The 20,738-nt window shown below is 71.6% G+C and carries 19 protein-coding genes and 1 riboswitch; of the genes, 6 read left to right on the top strand and 13 right to left on the bottom strand.

The features are described from left to right. Positions 1-27: 27 nt before the first annotated feature. A complete protein-coding gene (locus IM697_RS39795) occupies positions 28-186 on the bottom strand; it encodes a DUF7848 domain-containing protein (protein ID WP_228044357.1) in 159 nt (52 codons plus the stop codon). Between the two features lie 223 nt (positions 187-409). Then, on the bottom strand, positions 410-1,204 hold the full coding sequence (locus IM697_RS39790) for an SAM-dependent methyltransferase (RefSeq protein ID WP_228044356.1): 795 nt from the start codon (positions 1,202-1,204) through the stop codon (positions 410-412). Positions 1,205-1,349: 145 nt separating this feature from the next. Here IM697_RS39790 and pdxR point away from each other — a divergent pair, with 145 nt between their 5' ends. Together pdxR and IM697_RS39780 are read left to right on the top strand one after the other, a co-directional pair. Next, on the top strand, positions 1,350-2,771 hold the full coding sequence (pdxR, locus tag IM697_RS39785) for a MocR-like pyridoxine biosynthesis transcription factor PdxR (protein WP_194041697.1): 1,422 nt from the start codon (positions 1,350-1,352) through the stop codon (positions 2,769-2,771). 28 nt (positions 2,772-2,799) lie between these two features. Continuing rightward, entirely contained in the window at positions 2,800-3,291 is a 492-nt protein-coding gene (locus IM697_RS39780; protein ID WP_194041695.1) for a carboxymuconolactone decarboxylase family protein, read from the top strand. A 109-nt stretch (positions 3,292-3,400) separates the two neighbouring features. On the opposite strand, the gene IM697_RS39775 is transcribed toward IM697_RS39780, so the two are convergent. The 6 genes from IM697_RS39775 to IM697_RS39750 are packed head-to-tail and all read right to left on the bottom strand — an operon-like array spanning position 3,401 to position 11,583. Then, positions 3,401-4,198 carry an aminotransferase class IV gene (locus IM697_RS39775; protein WP_407699578.1) on the bottom strand — a complete coding sequence of 266 codons (798 nt, stop codon included), beginning with the start codon at positions 4,196-4,198 and terminating at the stop codon, positions 3,401-3,403. Between the two features lie 48 nt (positions 4,199-4,246). Beyond that, positions 4,247-5,434 carry an FAD-dependent monooxygenase gene (locus tag IM697_RS39770; protein ID WP_194041693.1) on the bottom strand — a complete coding sequence of 396 codons (1,188 nt, stop codon included), beginning with the start codon at positions 5,432-5,434 and terminating at the stop codon, positions 4,247-4,249. Next, positions 5,431-6,990, bottom strand: a complete 1,560-nt coding sequence (locus IM697_RS39765; RefSeq protein WP_194041691.1) for a class I adenylate-forming enzyme family protein — start codon at positions 6,988-6,990, stop codon at positions 5,431-5,433. Before IM697_RS39765 ends, IM697_RS39770 begins: the two co-directional genes overlap by 4 nt. A 38-nt stretch (positions 6,991-7,028) precedes the next feature. Further along, positions 7,029-8,669 carry an AMP-binding protein gene (locus IM697_RS39760; RefSeq protein ID WP_194041689.1) on the bottom strand — a complete coding sequence of 547 codons (1,641 nt, stop codon included), beginning with the start codon at positions 8,667-8,669 and terminating at the stop codon, positions 7,029-7,031. Next, entirely contained in the window at positions 8,666-10,939 is a 2,274-nt protein-coding gene (gene pabB, locus IM697_RS39755) for an aminodeoxychorismate synthase component I (RefSeq protein WP_194041687.1), read from the bottom strand. Before pabB ends, IM697_RS39760 begins: the two co-directional genes overlap by 4 nt. Positions 10,940-10,968: 29 nt before the next feature. Then, positions 10,969-11,583, bottom strand: coding sequence for a putative antibiotic biosynthesis monooxygenase (locus tag IM697_RS39750; RefSeq protein WP_228044355.1), 615 nt, complete (start codon positions 11,581-11,583; stop codon positions 10,969-10,971). Between the two features lie 171 nt (positions 11,584-11,754). Here IM697_RS39750 and IM697_RS39745 point away from each other — a divergent pair, with 171 nt between their 5' ends. Next, positions 11,755-12,549 carry a DUF3050 domain-containing protein gene (locus IM697_RS39745; protein ID WP_194041684.1) on the top strand — a complete coding sequence of 265 codons (795 nt, stop codon included), beginning with the start codon at positions 11,755-11,757 and terminating at the stop codon, positions 12,547-12,549. A gap of 105 nt (positions 12,550-12,654) precedes the next feature. Here the strand turns inward: IM697_RS39745 and rocD are convergent, their stop codons facing one another. After that, positions 12,655-13,869 (bottom strand): ornithine--oxo-acid transaminase, encoded by a 1,215-nt coding sequence (gene rocD, locus IM697_RS39740; RefSeq protein ID WP_194041682.1) that lies wholly within the window; start codon positions 13,867-13,869, stop codon positions 12,655-12,657. A 187-nt stretch (positions 13,870-14,056) separates the two neighbouring features. Next, positions 14,057-14,153: riboswitch (ZMP/ZTP riboswitch) on the top strand. A 31-nt stretch (positions 14,154-14,184) separates the two neighbouring features. Between rocD and IM697_RS39735 the strand changes: the two genes are divergently transcribed. Further along, complete coding sequence (locus tag IM697_RS39735; protein ID WP_194041680.1) at positions 14,185-15,633, top strand: glycine hydroxymethyltransferase; 1,449 nt, start codon at positions 14,185-14,187, stop codon at positions 15,631-15,633. Between the two features lie 25 nt (positions 15,634-15,658). Here the strand turns inward: IM697_RS39735 and IM697_RS39730 are convergent, their stop codons facing one another. From IM697_RS39730 to IM697_RS39715, 4 genes are all read right to left on the bottom strand, one after another. Continuing rightward, on the bottom strand, positions 15,659-16,396 hold the full coding sequence (locus tag IM697_RS39730) for a hypothetical protein (RefSeq protein ID WP_407699577.1): 738 nt from the start codon (positions 16,394-16,396) through the stop codon (positions 15,659-15,661). Next, complete coding sequence (locus tag IM697_RS39725; protein WP_228044354.1) at positions 16,393-17,181, bottom strand: hypothetical protein; 789 nt, start codon at positions 17,179-17,181, stop codon at positions 16,393-16,395. The genes IM697_RS39730 and IM697_RS39725 overlap by 4 nt, the downstream gene beginning before the upstream one ends. Before the next feature lie 100 nt (positions 17,182-17,281). Then, on the bottom strand, positions 17,282-18,310 hold the full coding sequence (locus IM697_RS39720) for a hypothetical protein (protein WP_228044353.1): 1,029 nt from the start codon (positions 18,308-18,310) through the stop codon (positions 17,282-17,284). Continuing rightward, the gene (locus IM697_RS39715) at positions 18,297-18,857 is read right to left on the bottom strand and encodes an RNA polymerase sigma factor (protein ID WP_228044352.1); all 561 of its coding nucleotides are present in this window, start codon (positions 18,855-18,857) and stop codon (positions 18,297-18,299) included. Before IM697_RS39715 ends, IM697_RS39720 begins: the two co-directional genes overlap by 14 nt. A gap of 131 nt (positions 18,858-18,988) precedes the next feature. On the opposite strand from IM697_RS39715, the gene trpS reads away from it, so the two are divergent. Both trpS and IM697_RS39705 read left to right on the top strand, forming a co-directional pair. After that, positions 18,989-20,002 carry a tryptophan--tRNA ligase gene (trpS, locus tag IM697_RS39710; protein ID WP_194041676.1) on the top strand — a complete coding sequence of 338 codons (1,014 nt, stop codon included), beginning with the start codon at positions 18,989-18,991 and terminating at the stop codon, positions 20,000-20,002. A gap of 125 nt (positions 20,003-20,127) precedes the next feature. Further along, positions 20,128-20,706: a 2'-5' RNA ligase family protein gene (locus tag IM697_RS39705; RefSeq protein ID WP_194041674.1), complete on the top strand. Its 579-nt coding sequence runs from the start codon at positions 20,128-20,130 to the stop codon at positions 20,704-20,706. Positions 20,707-20,738: the final 32 nt, after the last annotated feature.

Genomic DNA, 20,738 nt, shown 5'->3' with positions numbered 1-20,738 from the left:
GGACCGGGGCCAATAGCTCGTGATCTGTCACAGCCACTCTCCCGGTTCGAATCGGTAGGAACGGGTGATGACCTCCCGGTAGGTCAGGTGGCCAGGGTTGGCCTCGAGGCGAGCGGCGGCCCATTCGGCCCCGTCGCCCTGATCCACGTTGCCGTCGCTGCTCTGCCCGCACCCCTTGCTCTCCATGGCGTACAGAACGGGGTCACCTTCTGGCGTCGCGGAACCCCTCGCCGTGCTGTTTGATAGCAGCCGCACCGCCATGCACGCCGCAGCGTGATCAAGACAACGTGTTGATGATCTGCAAGCCCTTAGCGCTGAGGCCCCGAACAAGGCGGGTGCTTGGGTGCGCGGCTGGGCCGCCGGCGGGAGTGGCGTTCTCGCGTGTGATCGACGGTTCCACTCGGGTCGGCTACCGCTTGCATGCCACCGCGCCGAAGCTGTCCACTTCCGTAGGCAGGGCGGCGTCGGCCGGCTCCGGTCGCCACTGGGCGACGGAGAGCAAGCCGGGCTCCAGCAGTTCCAGGCCGTTGAAGAAGCGGGCCAGTTGGTCGGGGGTGCGGTTCGTGCGGGGGTTGTCGCTCGCCTCGTTCCACCGCTCGACCATCGCGCGCATCGCCTCCGGCCGGTACACCTCCGTGCTGTCGCAGAACACGAGGTGGCTGCCGGACGGCAGGGCGTCCAACAGACGGTCGACGATCGCGTAGGCGCTGTCGTCCGGGACATGGGCGACGACCCCCAGCAGCATCAGCGCCACGGGCCGGCCGAAGTCCAGTGTCCGGGCGGCACTCTCCAGGATGGCCTCCGGGTCGCGCAGGTCAGCGTCGATGTACGCCGTGTCGCCTTCGGGGGTACTGGTGAGCAGCGCCGTGGCGTGCGCCAGCACGATCGGGTCGTGGTCGACGTACACGATCCGTGCCTCGGGGGCGATCCGCTGGGCGACCTCGTGAGTGTTGTCCAGCGTCGGTAGCCCGGTGCCGACATCGAGGAACTGGCGTATGCCCACCTCGGCGGTCAGATGAGTGACCGTGCGGCGCAGAAACGCCCGCTGGGCGCGGGCGATGTCGACGATCTCCGGGTTCACTCTGTGGAGCTCGTCACCGACCTGCCGGTCGACCTCGTAGCAGTCCTTGCCGCCCAACCAATAGTTCCAGATCCGTGCCGAGTGCGGCAGGCTGCTGTTGATCAGCGGACGGTCGTGTGGCACGGAGACTCCCCGAGTTGGCCTGCGGACACCCTCCAATCTAGTAGGTCCGCAGGCTCGCCAACTGCTGGGCTGGCTGGCCCTGTTGGCTGGATGGTCACAGGCTCGACCCTAGGAGTCAGGCAGCCCAGGGGTATGGTCCATTTCCATGGCGGAACCGTGGGCCACTTTGGGCGTAGACCTGCACGTGGAGCCGACCGGACCGGGTCTGCGTCGGGGCCTGACCGATGCCCTGCGCGAGGCGGTCCGCACCGGCCGGCTGGCCCCCGGCACCCGTCTGCCCTCCTCCCGCTCGCTCTCCGCCGACCTGGGTGTCGCGCGCAACACGGTCGCCGAGGCATACGCCGACCTGGTCGCCGAGGGCTGGCTCACCGCCCGGCAGGGCTCGGGCACGCGGGTGGCGGACCGCACGGTGATCCCGCCGACCGACAGCACGACCTCGCGTCCCCGCGAACACCCCCGCCCGGCCTACGACCTGATCCCCGGCACCCCCGACCTCACCTCATTCCCCCGCACCGAGTGGCTCAAGGCGGCCCGCCGCGCCCTGCTGACCGCCCCCTCCCAGGCCCTCGGCTACGGCGACCCCCGCGGCAGTGCCGAACTGCGCACGGCTCTCGCCGGCTACCTCGCCCGCGCCAGGGGCGTGCGCGCCGATCCCGAACGCATCGTCGTCTGCGCCGGGTTCCTGCATGGGGTGAGGTTGCTGGGTGAGGTGCTGCGGGCGCGCGGGGCGACGACGGTGGCGGTGGAGTCGTACGGCCTGGACGCGCACTGGAGGCTGCTGACGCGGCGGGCGGGCCTGCGCACCGTCCCCCTCCCCTTCGACGAACTCGGCACGGACCCGGCCGGGTTGACGACCGAGGATGCGGTCCTGCTCACCCCCGCCCACCAGTTCCCCATGGGCGTCTCCCTGCACCGCGACCGCCGGACGGCGGTGGTGGACTGGGCGCGCCGCACCGGAGGCCTCGTCCTGGAGGACGACTACGACGGCGAGTTCCGCTACGACCGCCAGTCGGTCGGCGCCCTCCAGGGCCTGGACCCCGATCACGTGGTCCATCTGGGCACGGTGAGCAAGTCCCTCGCCCCCGGTCTGCGGCTGGCCTGGATGGTGCTGCCGCCGAGCCTGGTGGAGGAGGTGCTGAGGGCCAAGGGAGGTGTGGACACGTCCGGCGTCCTGGACCAGTTGACGCTGGCGGAGTTCATCGCCTCGGGCTCCTACGACCGTCACGTCCGGGCGTCCCGGTCGCGCTACCGCCGGCGCCGCGACGCGCTGGTCTCGGCCCTGGCGAGCCGTGCCCCCGACATCCGCGTCACCGGTATCGCGGCGGGCCTGCACGCCGTCCTGCGACTCCCGCCCGGCACGGAGCGGTCGGTGCTCCGGACGGCGGCCTGGCACGGCCTGGCCGTCGACGGGCTCAATCCCCGCTACCGCCACCCCGACGCCGTCGTCGAGCCGCTGGACGCCCTGGTCGTGGGATACGGGACACCACCGGAGCACGCATGGTCCGGGGCGCTGGACGCATTGTGCTCGGTGCTGTCCTCGATTTCCTTTGGCGATAACGACCTCTGACCGTCCCATTCACGGATAGAGTCGCCTCATGAGCAATAGCGATTCCATATCCCGCGTAGCCCTCAAGAAAACGACTCCCGATGTGTCCGCGGCGATGGGCTCCCTGCACGGCGCGGCCGTTTCGGCGGCCCGGGACGCCAAGGTCGAACCGGAGCTTCTGGAACTGGTCAGGATCCGCGCGTCACAGATCAACGGCTGTGCGTTCTGCCTCGACATGCACACCAAGGACGCCCGCGTCGCGGGCGAGACCGAGCAGCGGATCTACGCGCTGAACGCCTGGCGGGAGACGCCCTTCTTCTCCGAACGGGAGCGCGCCGCACTGGCGTTGACCGAGGCGGTGACCCTGGTGCACGACGGGCGGGTGCCGGACGCGGTCTACGCCGCCGCCGCGGAGGTCTTCGACGAGGCGCAGATCGCGGCACTGATCTGGGCGGCCACCGTCATCAACGCGTACAACCGGATCGCCATTGCGACGCGCATGGTTCCGGGTGGTTATCAGCCGGCCGTCGAAAAGAAATAGCGAATTCGGGCAGCGATGAGTGCGCCGGGTCGGGCTGAATTCGATCCGGCGCACTTTTGACCGACCGCACTTTTGGTTGGCTTCGGCAGTCGATTTTTCTCGGTCGCGGTCACCTATCCGGCAGCGGCTCCATGAGGTCGTCCAGCCATGTCCGCCATTCCGGGGCCCGCGTCGCCGGTGCCGCCCTCATCGGCCGTCCCGTCCATTCCGTCACCGGCCGGATCCCGTGCAACGCGTTGACCAGCCACACCTCACGGCCGTCCAGCTCGGCGACGGTCCGCGTCCGGCGGTCGACCGGGATCCCGGAGCGCCGGGCGCGTTCCTCGATGAGCCCGGCGGTCACCCCGGCCAGCAGCGGCAGCCGGGACGGGGGCAGACACAGGGTGTCGTCCTCCCACCACAGGACACTGGCGGTGGCCGACTCCAGCACCTCGCCGGAGGGCGTGACCAGCACCGCCTCCTGCGCACCCGCGTCGGCTGCCCGCCGGCGAACCTCGGCCAGGACGTCCAGGTCGGGTCCCTTGCGGCGCGGGACGGCACGCGGATCGGGCTGACCCAGCGCCCAGACCCGGATGCCGGCACCGAGCGGCGGAGCGTGCCGCAGCAGGACTCGCAGCTCGCCGGAGCCCTCCGTCAGCTCCACCCGGGGGAACCACTCACCCGCGCGCGGCAGTACGGCGGTCATGTCCCGCCAGAACTCCACCAGCCGGCGCGGCGGCGGCCCACCGCACTCCCCGCAGGCCCGCGCGAAGCGCTCCCGGTGCCGGTCGAAGCCGCGCACCCGGCCGTCGCGCACCAGCCAGGAGTCCGCGACGAGCAGCCGCCCGCCCGCCTGCCCACCGGGCGTCAGGCCCCGTCCGGGCGTCCACGTCAACAGCCCCTCGGTGGTGACCGGTCGGGTGATCAAGCGGGGTCCTCCTCCGTACTCGCCCTCATCCTTGCCTCGTACGCGTCCTCAGTATTTGCCGCCCGCCACCGCTGGCGCCCCGTGCCGAGGGCCGTACGGCGCGTGCTCCAGCCACGAACCGCACCACGGCAGCACCGGCGCCAGCACCGCCGCCGCGCGCTGCCTGGCCCGTACGGTCCGGCGCCGGGGCCGCAGGTGATCCAGTGCCCTGCCGGCGGCGGCGCTGTTGAACAGGCCCGCGGCGCGCCGGACTTCGGCGAAGTCGGCGACCGCCTCGGCCGTCCCCGCCGCGATGGCGTCCGCTGCCGCCGCCGCGTCGGCGATCCCGCTGTTCATCCCGCGTGCCCCGAACGGCGGAAAGAGATGCGCCGCCTCCCCGACGAGCAGCACCCGGCGGTGGGAGTCGGTGAACGAGGCCGCCACCTTGCGCAGGAAGCGGTACGTCGACACCCACAGGATCCGCTCGCCGTACCCGTCCCCGACGACCGCCGGCAGCCAGCGCCGTACGGCCTCCTCGGTGCCGTACGCCTCCTCCGTGTCGTCGTCGCGGCACTGCAGGTCGACCTGGAACCCCCCGGTGAAGGGCACCCGCATCACGCTGCGTCCGCCGACCCCCGGGTGCTCGTAGTGGAAGACCCGCTCCCCAGGCTGTTCGGCGCCCGGGACGTCGGCCACGTCGACGACGACGTGGAAGCCCTCGCCGCGGGTGCCCTCCATGGCGATGCCCAGCTCGCGCCGGACGGTGGAGCGGGCCCCGTCGGCGGCGACGGCGTACGCGCCGGTCCACTCCCGTCCGTCGTCGGCGGTCAGCCGGACCCCGGACTCCGTGGTGCTTACGCCGGTGACGCGGGCCTCCCAGACGAACTCCACCCCGGCCCGCTCGCAGGCCGCCCGCAGGAAGCGTTCGGTGTCCACCTGGCGCAGGCTGGTGAAGGGCGGGAGTCCCGGAGGGCCGGACGGGGGCGGGAAGGTGCGGGAGTACACCTCCCGGCCCCGGTACAGGGTGCGCTTGGTGTGCCAGGTCCGTCCGTACGAGGTGATCTCGGCGGCCAGCCCCGGCCGCATGCCGTCGAGCAGCCCGAGGGTCTCCCGGTGCACGAACAGGGCCCGGCTGCCGGGCCGTTCGCGGTCCTTCGGGTCGGCCTCCAGCAGGACGACGTCCAGCCCGTGCGCGCGCAGCCCGAGCGCCGCCGACAGGCCCACGGGGCCGGCGCCCACCACGACGACCGGGTTCACCTGAGCGCGCCCTCGGTCAGCATGCGGGTGATCTCCACCCGCTTCACCTTCCAGGTCGCGGTCATCGGCAGCTCCTCGAACCGCCACTGCCGGGGCTCGGCCATCGCGGGCAGATCGGCCGTCGCCCTCCGCCAGCGCTCCGGGTCCAGCGGCCGCTCGCCCCGCACGCACACCACCGGCACCGGCTCGCGGTCCACGCCGGGCACGATGACGATCTCGCGCAGCTCCTCAAGGCGGGACATCAGCGTGTCCTCGACCTCCAGATTGCTGTGCACGGCGTCGATCTGGTCGATCTCCCGGTCTATGAGATGCAGGGCGCCCAGTCGGCTCCGGTAGCCCATGTCGCCCATCTCCCACCAGCCGTCGTCGAGCTGCCGGTCGTAGCGGTCCTGCATGCCGAGGTAGGTGAGGATGCGGCCCCTGGTGCGGGCCTCGATCCGGCCGGGGGTCCCGGGCGCGACCCGCCTGCCCTCGGCGTCGGTGACACGGACCCGGGTGAAGCCGGGGATGCCGGTCCCGACCCGGCGGCCGTCCGCGCGGGCGGCGCTGCGCCGGGTGAACCACTGGAACGCGACGGGGCCCGTCTCGCTCTGCCCGTACAGCTGGATCAGCCAGGGCGTACGGCGCTTCGAGGCGTCCAGCAGCCGCCGTACGGTGCGCGGATGGATCGCGTCGAACGTGGAGCCGTACGACCGCACCCGGGACAGCGGGGCGCCGGGCGCGTCGGCGAGCTCCTCCCACAGCACGAAGGTGTTGGGGTGGGTCTCGACGATGCCGGGGCGATGCCGGACGAGCAGCGGGGCGACCTTGTCCGGCGCCGGGTCGGTGATCAGCACCAGCGGGCTGCCGAAGTGCAGCAGGACGCCGAGCAGATGGTAGAAGCGCGAGTGCACGAAGGACATGTGCAGCGCCGCGGTCTCCCCACGGGTGGGCCAGCCCATGGCCTGCTGCGGTACGAGCCGGTTCCACATGGTGTTCGCGCAGTGCACGGCCAGCTTGGGGACGCCGGTGGTGCCCGAGCTGTGGGTGATGAGGGCGGGCTCTCGGGGGTGCAGCCGTACGGGTGCGGCGGGTTCGGCGCCGGCGTACTTCTCCAGCGGATCGGCGCCGGGGGCGTCGTCCACGGAGAGGGTGCGTCCCGCGGGCAGGGCGACCTCCGCGAGCGGGCCTTCCAGCTTGGCCCGGTCGGTGATCAGCCAGGGCCGCCGCAGCCGGGCCAGCAACTGCCCGGCCACCGGGCCGGCCAGCGTGGGCGACAGCAGTACCGGGACGGCGCCGATGCGGGAGACGGCACAGGTCAGCAGGACGATGTCCACGTTGTCCGTCTTGTGGACGGCCACCTGTTCGGAGGGCCGCACCCCCGCCGCCCACAGCCGGCCGGACAGCTCGTCGACCACGTCGGCGAGCACCGGGTAGCTCAGATCGACCCCGAGGTCGGGGCGGACGTCCAGCGGCCGGTCCAGGGTGACGAAGACGGCGCCGTGCCGGTCCGCCGCGCGCCGGAACACCGGGCCCAGATAGAACCCGCGTTCGGAGAGCAGGGATTGCTGTGGCATGGGGCTGTTCCTCTCTCGGCTGTTCCTCTCCGGCATGGTCACCACGCGCCCTTGCGGACCAGATGGCGGCGGAGCTTTCCGGTCGGGGTGCGGGGCAGGGACGGGACGAGGCTGACGCCCCGGGGGACCTTGAAGGCGGCGAGGTGTTCGCGGGCCAGCCGGAGGAGTTCGCCCTCCAGGCCGTCCCGTACGGGGGTGCGGGGCACGACGAAGGCACGCAGCCGGCTCGCCCCGCGCCCGTCGGCCACCGCCGCGACGGCGACCTCCCGCACCGCCGGGTGGGTCCGCAGTACGGCCTCCACCTCCAGCGGGGAGACGGTGATGCCGCCGACCATCTCCATGTCGTCGGCGCGGCCCAGGTGCCGGTAGGTGCCGTCCGGCTCGCGGCGGGCCCGGTCCCGGGTGGCCAGCCAGCCGCCGACGAGCGTGCGTCCGGTCTCCTCGGGCCGGTTCAGATAGCCGGGCGTCACCGTCGGCCCGCGCACCCACATCTCGCCCTCCGCCCCGTCCGGCACCGGGCGCCCGGCCCGGTCCCGCAGCTCCACCTCGAAGCCGGGTACGGGGCGGCCTACGGTGCCCGGACGGTGGTGCTCGAAGCCGTTGGCGCAGAAGGCGTGCCCGGCCTCGGTGGAGCCGATCTGCTCCAGCACGGGCGCGCCGAGCAGTTCGGTGACCTGTCCGCCGAGCCCGTCCGGCATGCCCTCGCCGGCCGACACCGCGGCGCGCACCGAGGCGAAGCAGGCCTCGTGTCCGCTGCCCCGGTCGGCCACCAGGGCGGCGTACGCGGACGGCACGGAGTAGAGCAGGGTCACCCGGTGCCGGGCGACGAGTTCGTCGACGGCGGCCGGGGTCGGGCGGCGGTCCGTCAGGACGGCGGAGGAGCCGGAGAAGAGCGGGAAGACGAAGGCGTTGCCGAAGCCGTAGGCGAAGTACAGCTTCGACACCGACAGGGTGACGTCGTCCTCGGTGATGCGCAGCACCCGCCGGCCGATCAGGTCGTGATACGCCTTCGGGTCGCCGTGCGTGTGCACGACGCCCTTGGGGTGGCCGGTGGTACCGGACGTGTACTGCACATACAGCGGGGTGTGCGCGTCGACCGGGTGGGCGGGGGCCGGCTCGGCGGCGGGGGCGAGCGCGAGCAGTTCGTCGGCGCCGAGACACGCCCGGCCGCGGAAACGCTCCTGCTCCAGACCCGGTCCCGTCACACACAGCACGGCCTCGGTGTCCTGGGCCATGAACGCGTGGTCGGCGGCGGGAAGTTCGGGATTCACGAGAACCGCGACGGCACCGAGCCGGGCCACCCCGAGAAAGGCCGCCACCCAGGCGACACCGTCGGGCAGCGCGAGCAGCACGCGGTCACGGGGGCGCACCCCGTGACCGGCCAGCACGGTGGCCGCCCGCGCCCCGAGCTCGTGCACCTCGGCGTGGGTCCATGCCCGATGCCCCTGGTGAAACGCGGGCCGAGCGTCCCATCCACGCCGCGCCGAGAGATCGGCGAGGTGGGCGGCGAGGTTCCCGGGGGCTGCTGCGTCCGGCGGGGGTGTCCCGGGGCCGGCGGTGGCGGACGACTGCGGAGGGGCCGTGGGGTGCGTGGGGTGCGTGGTGCCCGAAGCCCGTGGGGGCCTCGTGGGGTGCGGAACGGCGGTGTGCGGTGCGGTCAAGGACTGCTCGGTCTTCATCGGGCGGCCTCCTCCGCGACGGACGGGATGACGCCGGGTTCGTGGCTGTCGCCGGTCCCTGTTGCCGTGGTCCCGGCGTTCTGCTGGGAGCCCATGTCCGCCAGGGTGGTCACGACGCTGCGCGCCGGAGACGACGCCGTGTCCCGGGACCGCCCCGCCCCCGCCGCCGTGTGCTCCCGCAGGGCCCGCATCTGGGCCGCCGTCTTCAGCAGCATCTCGTCGTACTCGGCGACCGGATCGGAGTCGAGGACGATCGCTCCGCCGGCGCCCAGCCGCAGCACCCCGTCCGCGAGGACGGCCGTACGGATGACGATGTTGAGGTCCGCGCCGCCGCTGCACCCCAGATAGCCGAGGGCACCGGAGTAGACCCCGCGGGCCTCGGTCTCCAGGGCGTCGATGATCTCCATGGTGCGCAGCTTCGGCGCGCCGGTCATCGAGCCGCCGGGGAAGCAGGCGCGGACGCAGTCCACCGCGTCCGTGCCCTCGCGCAGCCGCCCCTCCACGGTGGAGACGAGCTGATGCACGGTGGCGTACGTCTCGGTGGCCATGAGCTTGGGCACCCGCACCGACCCGGTCCGGCAGACCCGGCCAAGGTCGTTGCGGAGCAGATCCACGATCATCAGGTTCTCGGCACGCGTCTTGGCGTCCGTCGCCAGCGCGTCCCTGAGCCGGGCATCCTCCTCGGGCCCGGCACCGCGACCCGCGGTGCCCTTGATCGGCTTGGCCTCGGCGTGCCCGTCCCGGGTGATCCGCAGGAAGCGCTCGGGCGAGGAGCCGGCCACGTCGAACTCCCCGAACCGTAAGAAGGCCGCGTACGGCGCCGGGTTGACGCGCCGCAGCACCCGGTAGAAGCCGTACGCGTCGGACGGGGCGGGCATCCGGGCGGCGTTGGTCAGGCAGACCTCGTAGCTGGTGCCCGCCCGCAGCTCCTGCTTGCACGCCTCGATGTCGGCGAGGTACGTGGCCCGGTCGCGCACCAGCCACGGCTCGGCGGCGTCGAGGTCCGACTCGGCGGACGCGGGCGGCGACGGCCGGTCCGTCTCGGCGGTGACGAAGGTGAGCTGGGCCAGCGTGCTCTCCAGCCAGTCCGCGGCCTCCCGCGCGGCCCGCGGGGTGTCCTCCGCCAGGCACACGGCGTAGGTGAAGCCCTCCTGGTGGTCCACCGCGATCAGCCGGTCGGCGAACAGCCAGCAGGCGTCCGGGGTGTCGGCCCGGTGCTGGTTCGGCGAGCCGCAGTCCGCCTTCGTCTCGTAGCCGAAGTAGCCGACATAGCCGCCCGTGAAGTCGAAGGGCAGCCCGGTGGCGTCCACCCGACGGTTCGTCAGCTGCCGCTTGAGGTAGTCGAAGACGCTCGCCGCGACCTTGCGCGGCGGCCGTCCGGCCCGCTCGATCTCACAGCGGCCGGCGTCGACGTCGTACCGTACGAACTCGGCGAGCGGCCCGCTGTCGTCCCCGAGGAACGAGAAGCGGGACCGCCCCTCCTCCACCAGGGAGCTGTCCAGCCAGAACGCGCGCGGCGAGGATGCGTACAGCCGCGTGAAGGCGGCCTCCGTGTCGACCGCGCCGGCGATCCGGCGGGTGTGCAGGCGGTAGGCGGTGCGTCCGGCGGTCCGGGGGCGGGGGATGAGGGCGACCGGCGACGGCGCGGCCGATGAAGGCACCGCGGTGTTCTTCGTACGGGGCCTGCGGGCCCGTTCGGCCGTCAGGTTCCGGAAGTTCACGAGCATGCGGTGGCCGTAATCCGTGAGGACGGACTCCGGATGGAACTGCACCCCCCACAGGGGCCTGGTGCGGTGCCGGAGCCCCATCAGGACACCGTCCTCGGCCCAGGCGGTGGCCTCAAGCGTCCCGGGCAGCGGCTCGCGCACGGCCAGCGAGTGGTAGCGCACCGCGGTGAAGTGCTGCGGCAACCCCCGGAACAGGTCCCGCTCGTCGTGCCGGACCGTGGACAGATGACCGTGCAGGGGCCGCGGGGCCGGCTCGACGCGGCTCCGTTCCCCGAGCGCGATGCCCTGGTGGCCCAGGCAGACGCCGAGCACGGGCAGCCGGCACTCGGCGAGCAGCCTGGCGCTGATGCCGAAGTCGCGCGAGGCGCCCGGGTGCCCGGGACCCGGCGACACCACCACGTTGTCGAACCCCGCGAGATCCGGGATCCGGTCGGCGGGGGTGTCGTTGTGGATCACCAGCGGCTCCTCGCCGTTGACCTCGGCGATCAGCTGGAACAGGTTGTACGTGTACGAGTCGTAATTGTCGATGAGCAGGGTCTTCACCCGCCCACCTCCTTTGATTGGTCCCGGACCTATGCGGTCCGTCGTTTGTGCCGTCCACGAAGCGCCTGGAGCGGCGGATACAGCCATTTCCGGAAGAAACGCTGAAGGCGCGGCATGAGAATCCAGGTGACGAGGGCCGTCACACTCAGGCACAACAGCAGCGTACGAAAAAGCGCATTGAGGTTGTTCAGATAGGGGAGCACGGTCAGATTGAACAGGAGTACCGGCGGAAAAACCGCACTCATATTCACGAACCAGAGCTTCCACTTCGCCGGCGGAGTCGGCGGGGCCGGGGTGAGGGTCTGGGAGTCGAACCATGCCTTCGAGCCCCGCACCCTCCTGCGCCCCGTCTCCCGGGCGAGCTCCGCCGCCCGGGTGTCCAGCTGCGCTCGGACGTCCGAGTTCTCCCAGGCCAGGGCTGCCCCCTCGCTGGCGAAGCGGTAGACCACATGCCACTCCGCCTCTCGGTCGACAAGGACGCCACCCCCCAAAAAACCCTGCTGCTGTGCGCTCGCGCCCAGCATGGCCCACCCCCAGGAATGAAAGTCGGCCTCGCGGCCCGGCACCACGTGAAAGGCCACGGTGACGGTGACGGGATTACTGGTCACGTCGTCGATTACGGCATGAAAGCCCTCGGTGTTCAACGTTCAATCAAGATTTTTTCGACTGTCCGAATCGCAACCCTTGGCTGCTTTTCGGTGAGTACCGTCGGTAAGTATTACGCAATTCTTACGGAATCCCGGGAAGCGCTTGCCAAAAGTCGCGAGAAATGCCCAGGATCGATATTCCGCTCAGTGGGAAAGCGAAGGAGAACCATGTCTCGCTACGACTGGAACATGACCCACGAGGGAATCGACCGGGCGCGCGCCGCGATCGAACCCGTACGAAAAGAAGTCACCGCCCACCAGATTTACCAGCGGATCGGCAGCCGCGCGGACATGGCGACGTTCATGGCGCACCACGTCTTCGCGGTGTGGGACTTCATGTCACTGCTCAAGTCCCTGCAACGGGACCTGACATGTGTGGACGTCCCCTGGGTGCCGCGCGGCTCCGAGGTGAGCCGGCGACTGATCAACGACATTGTGCTGGTGGAGGAGAGCGACGAGCTGAACGGCGGCTTCACCAGCCACTTCGAGCTCTATCGCGCGGGCATGACCGAGGCGGGCGCCGAGACGGCCCCCATCGACACCTTCCTGGCGCTGATCACGGAGGGCCACGATGTGCCGGCGGCACTGCATGTCGCCCAAGTGCCCGCGCCGGCGGCCGAGTTCGTGCGCACCACCTTCGGCATCATCGCCGACCGCCCACTGCACTGCCGGGCCGCCGCCTTCGCCTTCTCCCGGGAGGACCTCATCCCGGACATGTTCGACCAGGTGATCAGGAAGGAGGGCACCGAACGGTTCCCGCTCTTCTGCGACTATCTGGCCCGCCACATCGAGGTCGACGGCGAGGAGCACACCCCGATGGCCATGCAGATGGTCGCCGACCTGTGCGGCACGGACGACACACGCTGGCGGGAGGCCGTGGAGACGGCGACCCTCGCGCTGGAGGCGAGGTCCCGGTTGTGGGACGGCATCACGGAGGCCATGGCGCCACCTACCCGCCGCTGAAGCGCCGGGCTTGCACACCGGCGACGCGCACGCCCACCATCTCGGACGATCCATGGCGCGATCCTGAACCACACGGCGAACCGCTGACCGTCGCAGGCCTCCCCATCAGACCCCGAGCACGCCCTGCAACTGGGCCAGCCCCCAGTCCAGATCCTCCTTTCCGATCACCAGGGGCGGCGCGATACGGATCGTCGCCCCATGGGTGTCCTTCACCAGCACACCCCGCTCCATCAACTGCTCGGACACCTCCCGCCCCGTGCCATGCCCCCGGGCGATGTCGACCCCGGCCCACAGCCCGCGCCCCCGCACCTGCGTCACCCGCCCGGTCCCGGCCAACTGCCCCAGCTCCCGGTGCAGATGCGCGCCCAGCTCCGCCGCCCGCTGCTGGAACTCGCCCGTCCGCAGCATCGCGATCACCTCCAGCGCCACCGCACACGCCAGCGGATTCCCACCGAACGTCGACCCGTGCTCCCCGGGCCGGAACACCCCGAGCACCTCGGCCGACGACACCACCGCCGACACCGGCACGACCCCGCCCCCGAGGGCCTTCCCCAGGACGTACACGTCCGGCACCACGCCCTCGTGCTCGCACGCGAAGGTGCGCCCCGTACGCCCCAGCCCCGACTGGACCTCGTCCGCCACGAACAGCACGTTCCGCTCCCGCGTCAACTCCCGCACCGCCGGCAGATAGCCCGCGGGAGGGACGACCACCCCCGCCTCGCCCTGGATCGGCTCCAGCAGCACCGCCACCGTGTTCTCCGTCAACGCCTCCCGCATCGCCGTCAGATCCCCGTACGGCACGATCTCGAAGCCCGGCGTGTACGGCCCGAAGTCCGCCCGCGCCTCCGGGTCGGTGGAGAAGCTGATGATCGTCGTCGTACGGCCGTGGAAGTTGTTGCCCGCCACCACGATCTTCGCCATCTCCGCCGGCACGCCCTTGACCCGGTACCCCCACTTCCGGGCCGTCTTCACGGCCGTCTCCACCGCCTCCGCCCCCGTGTTCATCGGCAGCACCATCTCCATCCCGCACAGCTCGGCGAGCTGCGCGCAGAACGCCCCGAACCGGTCGTGATGAAACGCCCGCGACGTCAGCGTCACCCGCTCCAGCTGCGCCTTCGCCGCATCCAGGATCCGCCGGTTGCCGTGCCCGAAGTTGAGCGCCGAATACCCGGCCAGCAGATCCAGATAGCGCCGCCCCTCCACATCCGTCATCCACGCCCCGTCCGCCGTCGCCACCACTACCGGCAGCGGGTGGTAGTTGTGCGCGCTGTGCGCGTCGATCGTGGCGATCAGGGATTCGTTGGTGCTCGACGTACCCACGGGGCTCTCCGTTTCCGCCACCGCGAGGGCTCGTGTTTCCGCCACCGCGAGGGCTCGTGTTTCCGGCAGTCACGAGGCTCGCGGCCACTGTCCAGTTCCTGCCTTACGAGTGCTGTGCGGCCCCTTCCTATCGTTGCTCGCATGGTGGACGCGGGACCATCGCTCATCGGCGCGCCCGGTAGGCTGATCGGCGGGCCGTGACTGGCGCGCTGGGATGGACCAACCATCGGGGAGCGGCCCCTGGGCCAAGTCCAGACCGAGTGCCGTGCGCCTGGGCCGTACCGTGATCGCTGCACACGACGTCCGGAGGTCCCCATGTCAGCCGAGCCCCTCTCCACCGAGTCCACCGCCTTCCGTTCCGCCCTCGACGTGATCCGCGCCGTCGAGCCGCGCGTGGCCGACGCCATCGGCCAGGAGGTCGCCGACCAGCGCGAGATGCTCAAACTGATCGCCTCCGAGAACTACGCCTCCCCGGCCACCCTCCTGGCGATGGGCAACTGGTTCAGCGACAAGTACGCCGAGGGCACCGTCGGCCGCCGCTTCTACGCCGGCTGCCGCAACGTCGACACCGTCGAGTCCCTCGCCGCCGAACACGCCAAGGAGCTCTTCGGCGCCCGCCACGCCTACGTCCAGCCGCACTCCGGCATCGACGCCAACCTCGTCGCCTTCTGGGCCGTCCTCGCCCAGCGCGTCGAGGCCCCCGCCCTGGAGAAGGCCGGCGTCCGCCAGGTCAACGAACTCTCCGAGGCCGACTGGGCCGAACTGCGCCGCGCCTTCGGCAACCAGCGCATGCTCGGCATGTCCCTGGACGCCGGCGGCCACCTCACCCACGGCTTCCGCCCGAACATCTCCGGCAAGATGTTCGACCAGCGCTCCTACGGCACCGACCCCGCCACGGGCCTGATCGACTACGAGGCCCTGCGCGCCTCCGCCCGCGAGTTCAAGCCGCTGATCATCGTCGCCGGCTACTCCGCCTACCCCCGTCTCGTGAACTTCCGGATCATGCGCGAGATCGCCGACGAGGTCGGCGCCACGCTCATGGTCGACATGGCCCACTTCGCGGGTCTCGTCGCCGGCAAGGTCCTCACCGGCGACTTCGACCCGGTCCCGCACGCCCAGATCGTCACCACCACCACCCACAAGTCGCTGCGCGGCCCGCGCGGCGGCATGGTCCTGTGCGACGACTCCCTCAAGGACCAGGTCGACCGCGGCTGCCCGATGGTCCTCGGCGGCCCGCTCCCGCACGTCATGGCCGCCAAGGCCGTCGCCCTCGCCGAGGCCCGCCAGGAGTCCTTCCGCGACTACGCCCAGCGCATCGTCGACAACTCCCGGGCGCTGGCGGAAGGGCTGATGCGCAGGGGCGCGACCCTTGTCACCGGCGGCACGGACAACCACCTCAACCTGATCGACGTCGCCTCCTCCTACGGACTCACCGGCCGCCAGGCCGAGGCCGCGCTCCTCGAGTCCGGCATCGTCACCAACCGCAACGCCATCCCGGCCGACCCCAACGGCGCCTGGTACACCTCCGGCATCCGCATCGGCACCCCCGCCCTGACCACCCGGGGCCTGGGCACCGCCGAGATGGACGAGGTCGCCGCCCTCATCGACCGCGTCCTCACCACCACCGAGCCGGGCACGACCAAGTCGGGCGCCCCGTCCAAGGCCGCTCACGTCCTCGACTCGAAGATCGCCGACGAGATCTCCCACCGCGCCACCGACCTCGTGGCCGGCTTCCCGCTCTACCCGGAGGTCGACCTGGGCTGACGCCCATGCCGCTGCGCCTACGGCCTCACAGGTCCAGGTCGATCAACTCCTGACGCGGCCCCTCCCGCGGCGGTCCGGCTTCCTGCCGGGCCGCCGCGCGGCGTATCAGCAGCGTGCCGCCCGCACCGGTCGCGAACCCCACGGCCAGCCCCGCCAAGCCCCACCCGGCACCCTCCGGCACCGGCCCGGACCAGCCGCCCCCGGCCGCCGTGCCGTCGTCGACCTCCACGACCTCGCCCGCGGACCCACCGACCAGCCGGGCCAGATCCAGCCGCTCGAAGGCGGAGCGCGGGGCCCGATGCCAGCGGATGTCGTCGTCCTCCACATCCGGCGCGAGATCCGAGCGCACCCAGGGCGTGCCGTCCTCGGCCACGAAGAGCTGGTCCTGCCGCTGGACTGCCACATCCCCTCCCGGTGCCCGGCTCGTCTGTGGCCAGCCGCCGACTCCCGTCAGCCCCCAGACCACCGTCATCCGTATCGGCGGATGCCGCCCCTCATCCCACTCCTCCGACACCCGCTCCGTCCCCACGTACGTCGGCTGCAGCAGCTGCCAGAGACGGGCGAACGCGGTTTTGCCGGAACGCAGCGCCATCGAGCGTCCCGTGCCGCCGGTGATGACCATGGCCACGTCGGGGGCGTCCCGCCCCTGCGCAGGGACGGCCGCGGCGCTCGCCGCCGTGCCCCACAGGGCCGCCAGCGCCGCCGACACCACCACCGTCACGAGCAGCGTGAGCCGCAGCTCTCCCTTCAGGCCGGCGCTCATACGTCCCGCAGCTCCTGCCTCGGCCCCGGCTCTCCTCGCAGACGGTCCAGCGGCAGTCGGGTGGCGAAGGGGCGCAGGAGCAGCGCCAGCACGGCTCCGGCCGCCGCGCCCGGCACGGCCCACCACCAGTCGGTGCCGTCATCCGACCCCGATCCCGCTCCCGACCTCGGCCCTGGCCCCGCCTGGGCCGGGGATGCCTCGGTCGCCTCCGTTGCCTCGTCCGTCCCTGGCGCCTCCCACGCCGGTGGGACGATCGCCTCGTTTCCCTCCGAGGAGGCCTTGCCCATCAGGCCCAGCCTGTCGAGCAGGGCGCGAAGCCGGCTCGGGTGCTCGGCGCGGCGCCAGACGCCGTTCGTCGTGCTGTCCAGGTTCGCCGCCGTGTGTATCCAGACGTCCTTCCCCTGATGGCTCGGGTAGACCCGGTCCAGGCGCCAGGGCGTCACGTCATGGACCATCCAGGTGACGTTGATCTGGCGGGCTGTCGTCAGGTCGGCCTCCGGCGGCTTGTCACGCGTGCCCTTGCCCGGTGCGCCGAGCAGCCGGTCCAGCTCTCCGTACTCCTTGTCGGAGTGGTACAGCGAGGCCGTCTGTGTGCTCTCCGGTGAGACCAGCAGCACGCTGGTCGGCCCTCCCGCCGACGCGGGGGACGCGGCACCCCACAGCAGCAGGGCGAGTGCTCCCGTCAACGCCCCGGTCAGCGCGGTGAGTTCACGACTCCGACTCCTCTCGCGGCCCTCACGCCTGCGCAACCGGTCCCACAAGCGGCCGATCCCCTGTCCCGACATCCGAACCCCCAACCCGAGCGATCCCCGTGCGGCCCGTCCCCGAGCCGCTTGTCACTTCTGGTACACCGCCCGACGCGGCTGGGTTCCCATTCCGAACCACCTATTTCGAGGCCTCTTCGGACGGCGTGCCCAGCGACCGCGCGACCCCCAGCGCCCGCTCCTTCGACGCCACCCCTTCCAGCCGCAGCGCCACGGCCTCGCCCTCGGTGTCGTGCGTCCACAGCAGCGTCGGACCGGCCGTCCGCTCCTCGCGTGCGTAGCGCTCCCCGCCCGCGTCCACCAACCAGAACGTCAGCAGATGCGGTCGGGGGAACCACAGGGCCGGGCCGGACCCGGCGCCGTTCGACCCGTCGGGCGCCGGCGAGATCCACTCCGGCGGCTCGCGCACCGCCTTGGCGAAGCCGATGTCCACACTCGCCCGGCGCTCGTCCAGCCGTATCGTGCGCCCGTCCTCGCGCCAGCACAGGCTCACCACGAACCGTCCCCCTGGCTCACCCGTCACCGTCACCGCGTCCGGCGTGCCGAGCTCCTTCGGGACGAGCGGCTCGAAGCCGGCCCGGCGCTCGGCCTGGGCGAACGACACCGAGTGACCGCAGCCGGGGACCTCGGCGCCCGGTGAGGGCACCGCCGACGGGTCGTAGCGCACCTCGACCCCGGCGAAGTCGAACCAGTCGAAGACCGCCGCCCGCACCGGGGGCGTGAGCACGAGCACCGTCAGCAGGCCGCACAGCGACGCGGTCAGCGAACGCCACCGCACCCGCGCCCAGCGCCGCACCGACCGCAGCCGCCCGGCCGCGCCCGGCGGCTCGGCCACCGGCACCCCCGCGTTCCCCCACTGCCTGGAGGGCGTGGGCGGTGGCCCCATGGCGAGTATCTGCCCCAGCACCCGCTCGACCATCGTCTCGGCGCCGTCCCCGGCGTCCGGCGCGTCCAGGGAGCGCCCGAGCGCACGCAGCTCCTCCGGCAGCCCTGCCGGGTCGCCGCGCCGACCGTGATCAGCGGCATGTCCGCGGGCGGGGCGCCCACTGTGCCGATCGGCGCCCTCACGGCCGTACGCACGCCGTCCGTCGCTCCCGTACGCCTCTCGGCCGTCATCGTCGTCAGGCCCGCGTCCGTCAGCCATGCTCATCACCCCCTTCCCGAGGCTCGAAATCCGGCAGCAGCCGCCCCAGCTTCCGCAGTGCGCGGTTCAGCCGGGACTTCACCGTGCCCCGGGGCCAGCCCAGGGCCTGGGCCGTCTCCGACTCGTCCATCTCCAGCAGATAGCGGTAGGTGACGACCAGACGGTGCTCCTCGCTGAGCTTCTCCAGTGCGGCCTGCAGTGCGGCACGGCGCTCTATCTCCAGCGCGGCCACCGCCGGGTCCGCCGACTCCGGTATCAGCGGCTCCGCCTCCACGAACGCCGCCTCGCGCCCGGCGAGCGTGCGCTGGCGGGCCGCTGTGCGCACTGTGTTCCTCGTCTCATTGGCCACGATCGCCAGCAGCCACGGCTTGAACGCGGCGCCGTCCTTGAACCGGTCCAGCGAGCAGTACGCCTTCACGAAGGCCTGCTGCACCACGTCCTCCGCGTCCGCACCCGCCCCGAGCGCCGCGGCCGCCCTGAGCGCGATGCCCGTATGGGCCCGCACCAGCTGCGCGTACGCCTCCGGCTCCCCGGCGCGTACGCGTGCGATCACCGCGGCCTCATCGACGATGCGGCCCCCCTCCCGCGTTCTCACACTCTTGTTACACCGCCGGAGACGGATCGGTTCCCATCTGTTTCCGACCAGTTCCGGACCGCCCTCCGGAACCTGAGAGAATGGTGGGCATGGCCTCTGATCGTCCCCGCGTGCTCTCCGGAATCCAGCCCACCGCAGGCTCGTTCCACCTCGGCAACTACCTCGGCGCCGTCCGCCAGTGGGTTGCCCTCCAGGAGTCCCACGACGCGTTCTACATGGTCGTCGACCTGCACGCGATCACGCTCCCGCAGGACCCGGCCGAGCTGCGCGCCAACACCCGGCTCGCCGCCGCCCAGCTCCTCGCGGCCGGACTCGACCCCGAGCGCTGCACGCTCTTCGTCCAGAGCCACGTCCCCGAGCACGCCCAGCTCGCCTGGGTCATGAACTGCCTCACCGGCTTCGGCGAGGCCTCCCGCATGACCCAGTTCAAGGACAAGTCCGCCAAGCAGGGGGCCGACCGGGCCTCCGTCGGGCTCTTCACCTACCCGATCCTGCAGGTCGCGGACATCCTGCTGTACCAGGCCAACGAGGTCCCGGTCGGCGAGGACCAGCGCCAGCACATCGAGCTCACCCGTGACCTCGCCGAGCGCTTCAACGGGCGGTTCGGCCAGACGTTCACCGTCCCGAAGCCGTACATCCTCAGGGAGACGGCGAAGATCTACGACCTTCAGGACCCGTCGATCAAGATGAGCAAGTCGGCGTCCACGCCGAAGGGCCTCATCAACCTCCTCGACGATCCCAAGGCCACCGCGAAGAAGGTCAAGAGCGCCGTCACCGACACCGACACCGTCATCCGCTACGACGTCGAGAACAAGCCGGGCGTCAGCAACCTGCTCACCATCTACTCGACCCTCACGGGGACGGGAATCGCGGAACTGGAGCAGAGTTACGACGGCAAGGGCTACGGTGCGCTCAAGACGGACCTCGCCGAGGTCATGGTCGAGTTCGTGACGCCCTTCCGGGAGCGCACCCAGCAGTATCTGGACGACCCGGAGACGCTGGACTCGATCCTGGCCAAGGGCGCGGAGAAGGCGCGCGCCGTCGCCGCGGAGACGCTCTCCCAGGCGTACGACAGGGTGGGCTTCCTGCCCGCCAAGCACTGAGCCCGTTCAGCGCTGCATATCACTACGGTTGCGCCTGCCCGCAGCACGGCCGTAGCCGTACAGTCGATAGCCGAGTGGCTGCCACGGCGGCCACTCACGCCCACCAACAGACGACAGGAGACGACGTGGGGACCGTAACGATCGGTGTGTCGATCGCGGTCCCGGAGCCTCACGGCAGCCTGCTCCAGGAGCGGCGCGCGGGCTTCGGCGACGCCGCGGCTCACGGTATCCCCACGCATGTCACGCTGCTGCCGCCGACCGAGGTCGACTCCGCGCTGCTGCCCGCGATCGAGGCGCACCTGGTCGAGGTCGCGGCCGCCGGGCGCCCCTTCCCGATGCGGCTGTCCGGCACCGGGACCTTCCGGCCCCTGTCGCCGGTCGTCTTCGTCCAGGTCGTCGAGGGCGCCGAGGCCTGCACCTGGCTGCAGAAGCAGGTCCGCGACGCCTCCGGCCCCGTCGCACGCGAACTGCAGTTCCCTTACCACCCGCACGTGACCGTCGCCCACGGCATCGACGAGGAGTCGATGGACCGCGCGTTCGAGGAACTCGCCGACTACGAGGCCGGCTGGCCCTGTACCGGCTTCGCCCTCTACGAACAGGGCGCCGACGGCGTGTGGCGCAAGCTGCGGGACTTCCCCTTCGGCAGGTCGGTGGTGCCGCCGCAGGCGGGGCATGTGGAGCGCGGGTCGATCCCGACGCTCTAGGTGTGCTGTCCCGGCACGCTCCCTCGCCGCAC

It is taken from the genome of Streptomyces ferrugineus (assembly GCF_015160855.1).
In the GTDB taxonomy this organism is placed as follows: domain Bacteria; phylum Actinomycetota; class Actinomycetes; order Streptomycetales; family Streptomycetaceae; genus Streptomyces; species Streptomyces ferrugineus.
The sequence above is the reverse complement of the archived record's forward strand: the minus strand, read 5'-3'. Positions and strand labels throughout refer to the sequence as shown.

Excerpts from the sequence above, each read along its gene's own strand:
- IM697_RS39795 (WP_228044357.1), bottom strand. The coding sequence starts at position 186 with ATGGAGAGCAAGGGGTGCGGGCAGAGCAGCGACGGCAACGTGGATCAG.
- pdxR (WP_194041697.1), top strand. The coding sequence starts at position 1,350 with ATGGCGGAACCGTGGGCCACTTTGGGCGTAGACCTGCACGTGGAGCCG.
- IM697_RS39780 (WP_194041695.1), top strand. The coding sequence starts at position 2,800 with ATGAGCAATAGCGATTCCATATCCCGCGTAGCCCTCAAGAAAACGACT.
- IM697_RS39765 (WP_194041691.1), bottom strand. The coding sequence starts at position 6,990 with ATGCCACAGCAATCCCTGCTCTCCGAACGCGGGTTCTATCTGGGCCCG.
- IM697_RS39760 (WP_194041689.1), bottom strand. The coding sequence starts at position 8,669 with ATGAAGACCGAGCAGTCCTTGACCGCACCGCACACCGCCGTTCCGCAC.
- IM697_RS39745 (WP_194041684.1), top strand. The coding sequence starts at position 11,755 with ATGTCTCGCTACGACTGGAACATGACCCACGAGGGAATCGACCGGGCG.
- IM697_RS39735 (WP_194041680.1), top strand. The coding sequence starts at position 14,185 with ATGTCAGCCGAGCCCCTCTCCACCGAGTCCACCGCCTTCCGTTCCGCC.
- IM697_RS39730 (WP_407699577.1), bottom strand. The coding sequence starts at position 16,396 with ATGAGCGCCGGCCTGAAGGGAGAGCTGCGGCTCACGCTGCTCGTGACG.
- IM697_RS39725 (WP_228044354.1), bottom strand. The coding sequence starts at position 17,181 with ATGTCGGGACAGGGGATCGGCCGCTTGTGGGACCGGTTGCGCAGGCGT.
- IM697_RS39720 (WP_228044353.1), bottom strand. The coding sequence starts at position 18,310 with ATGAGCATGGCTGACGGACGCGGGCCTGACGACGATGACGGCCGAGAG.
- trpS (WP_194041676.1), top strand. The coding sequence starts at position 18,989 with ATGGCCTCTGATCGTCCCCGCGTGCTCTCCGGAATCCAGCCCACCGCA.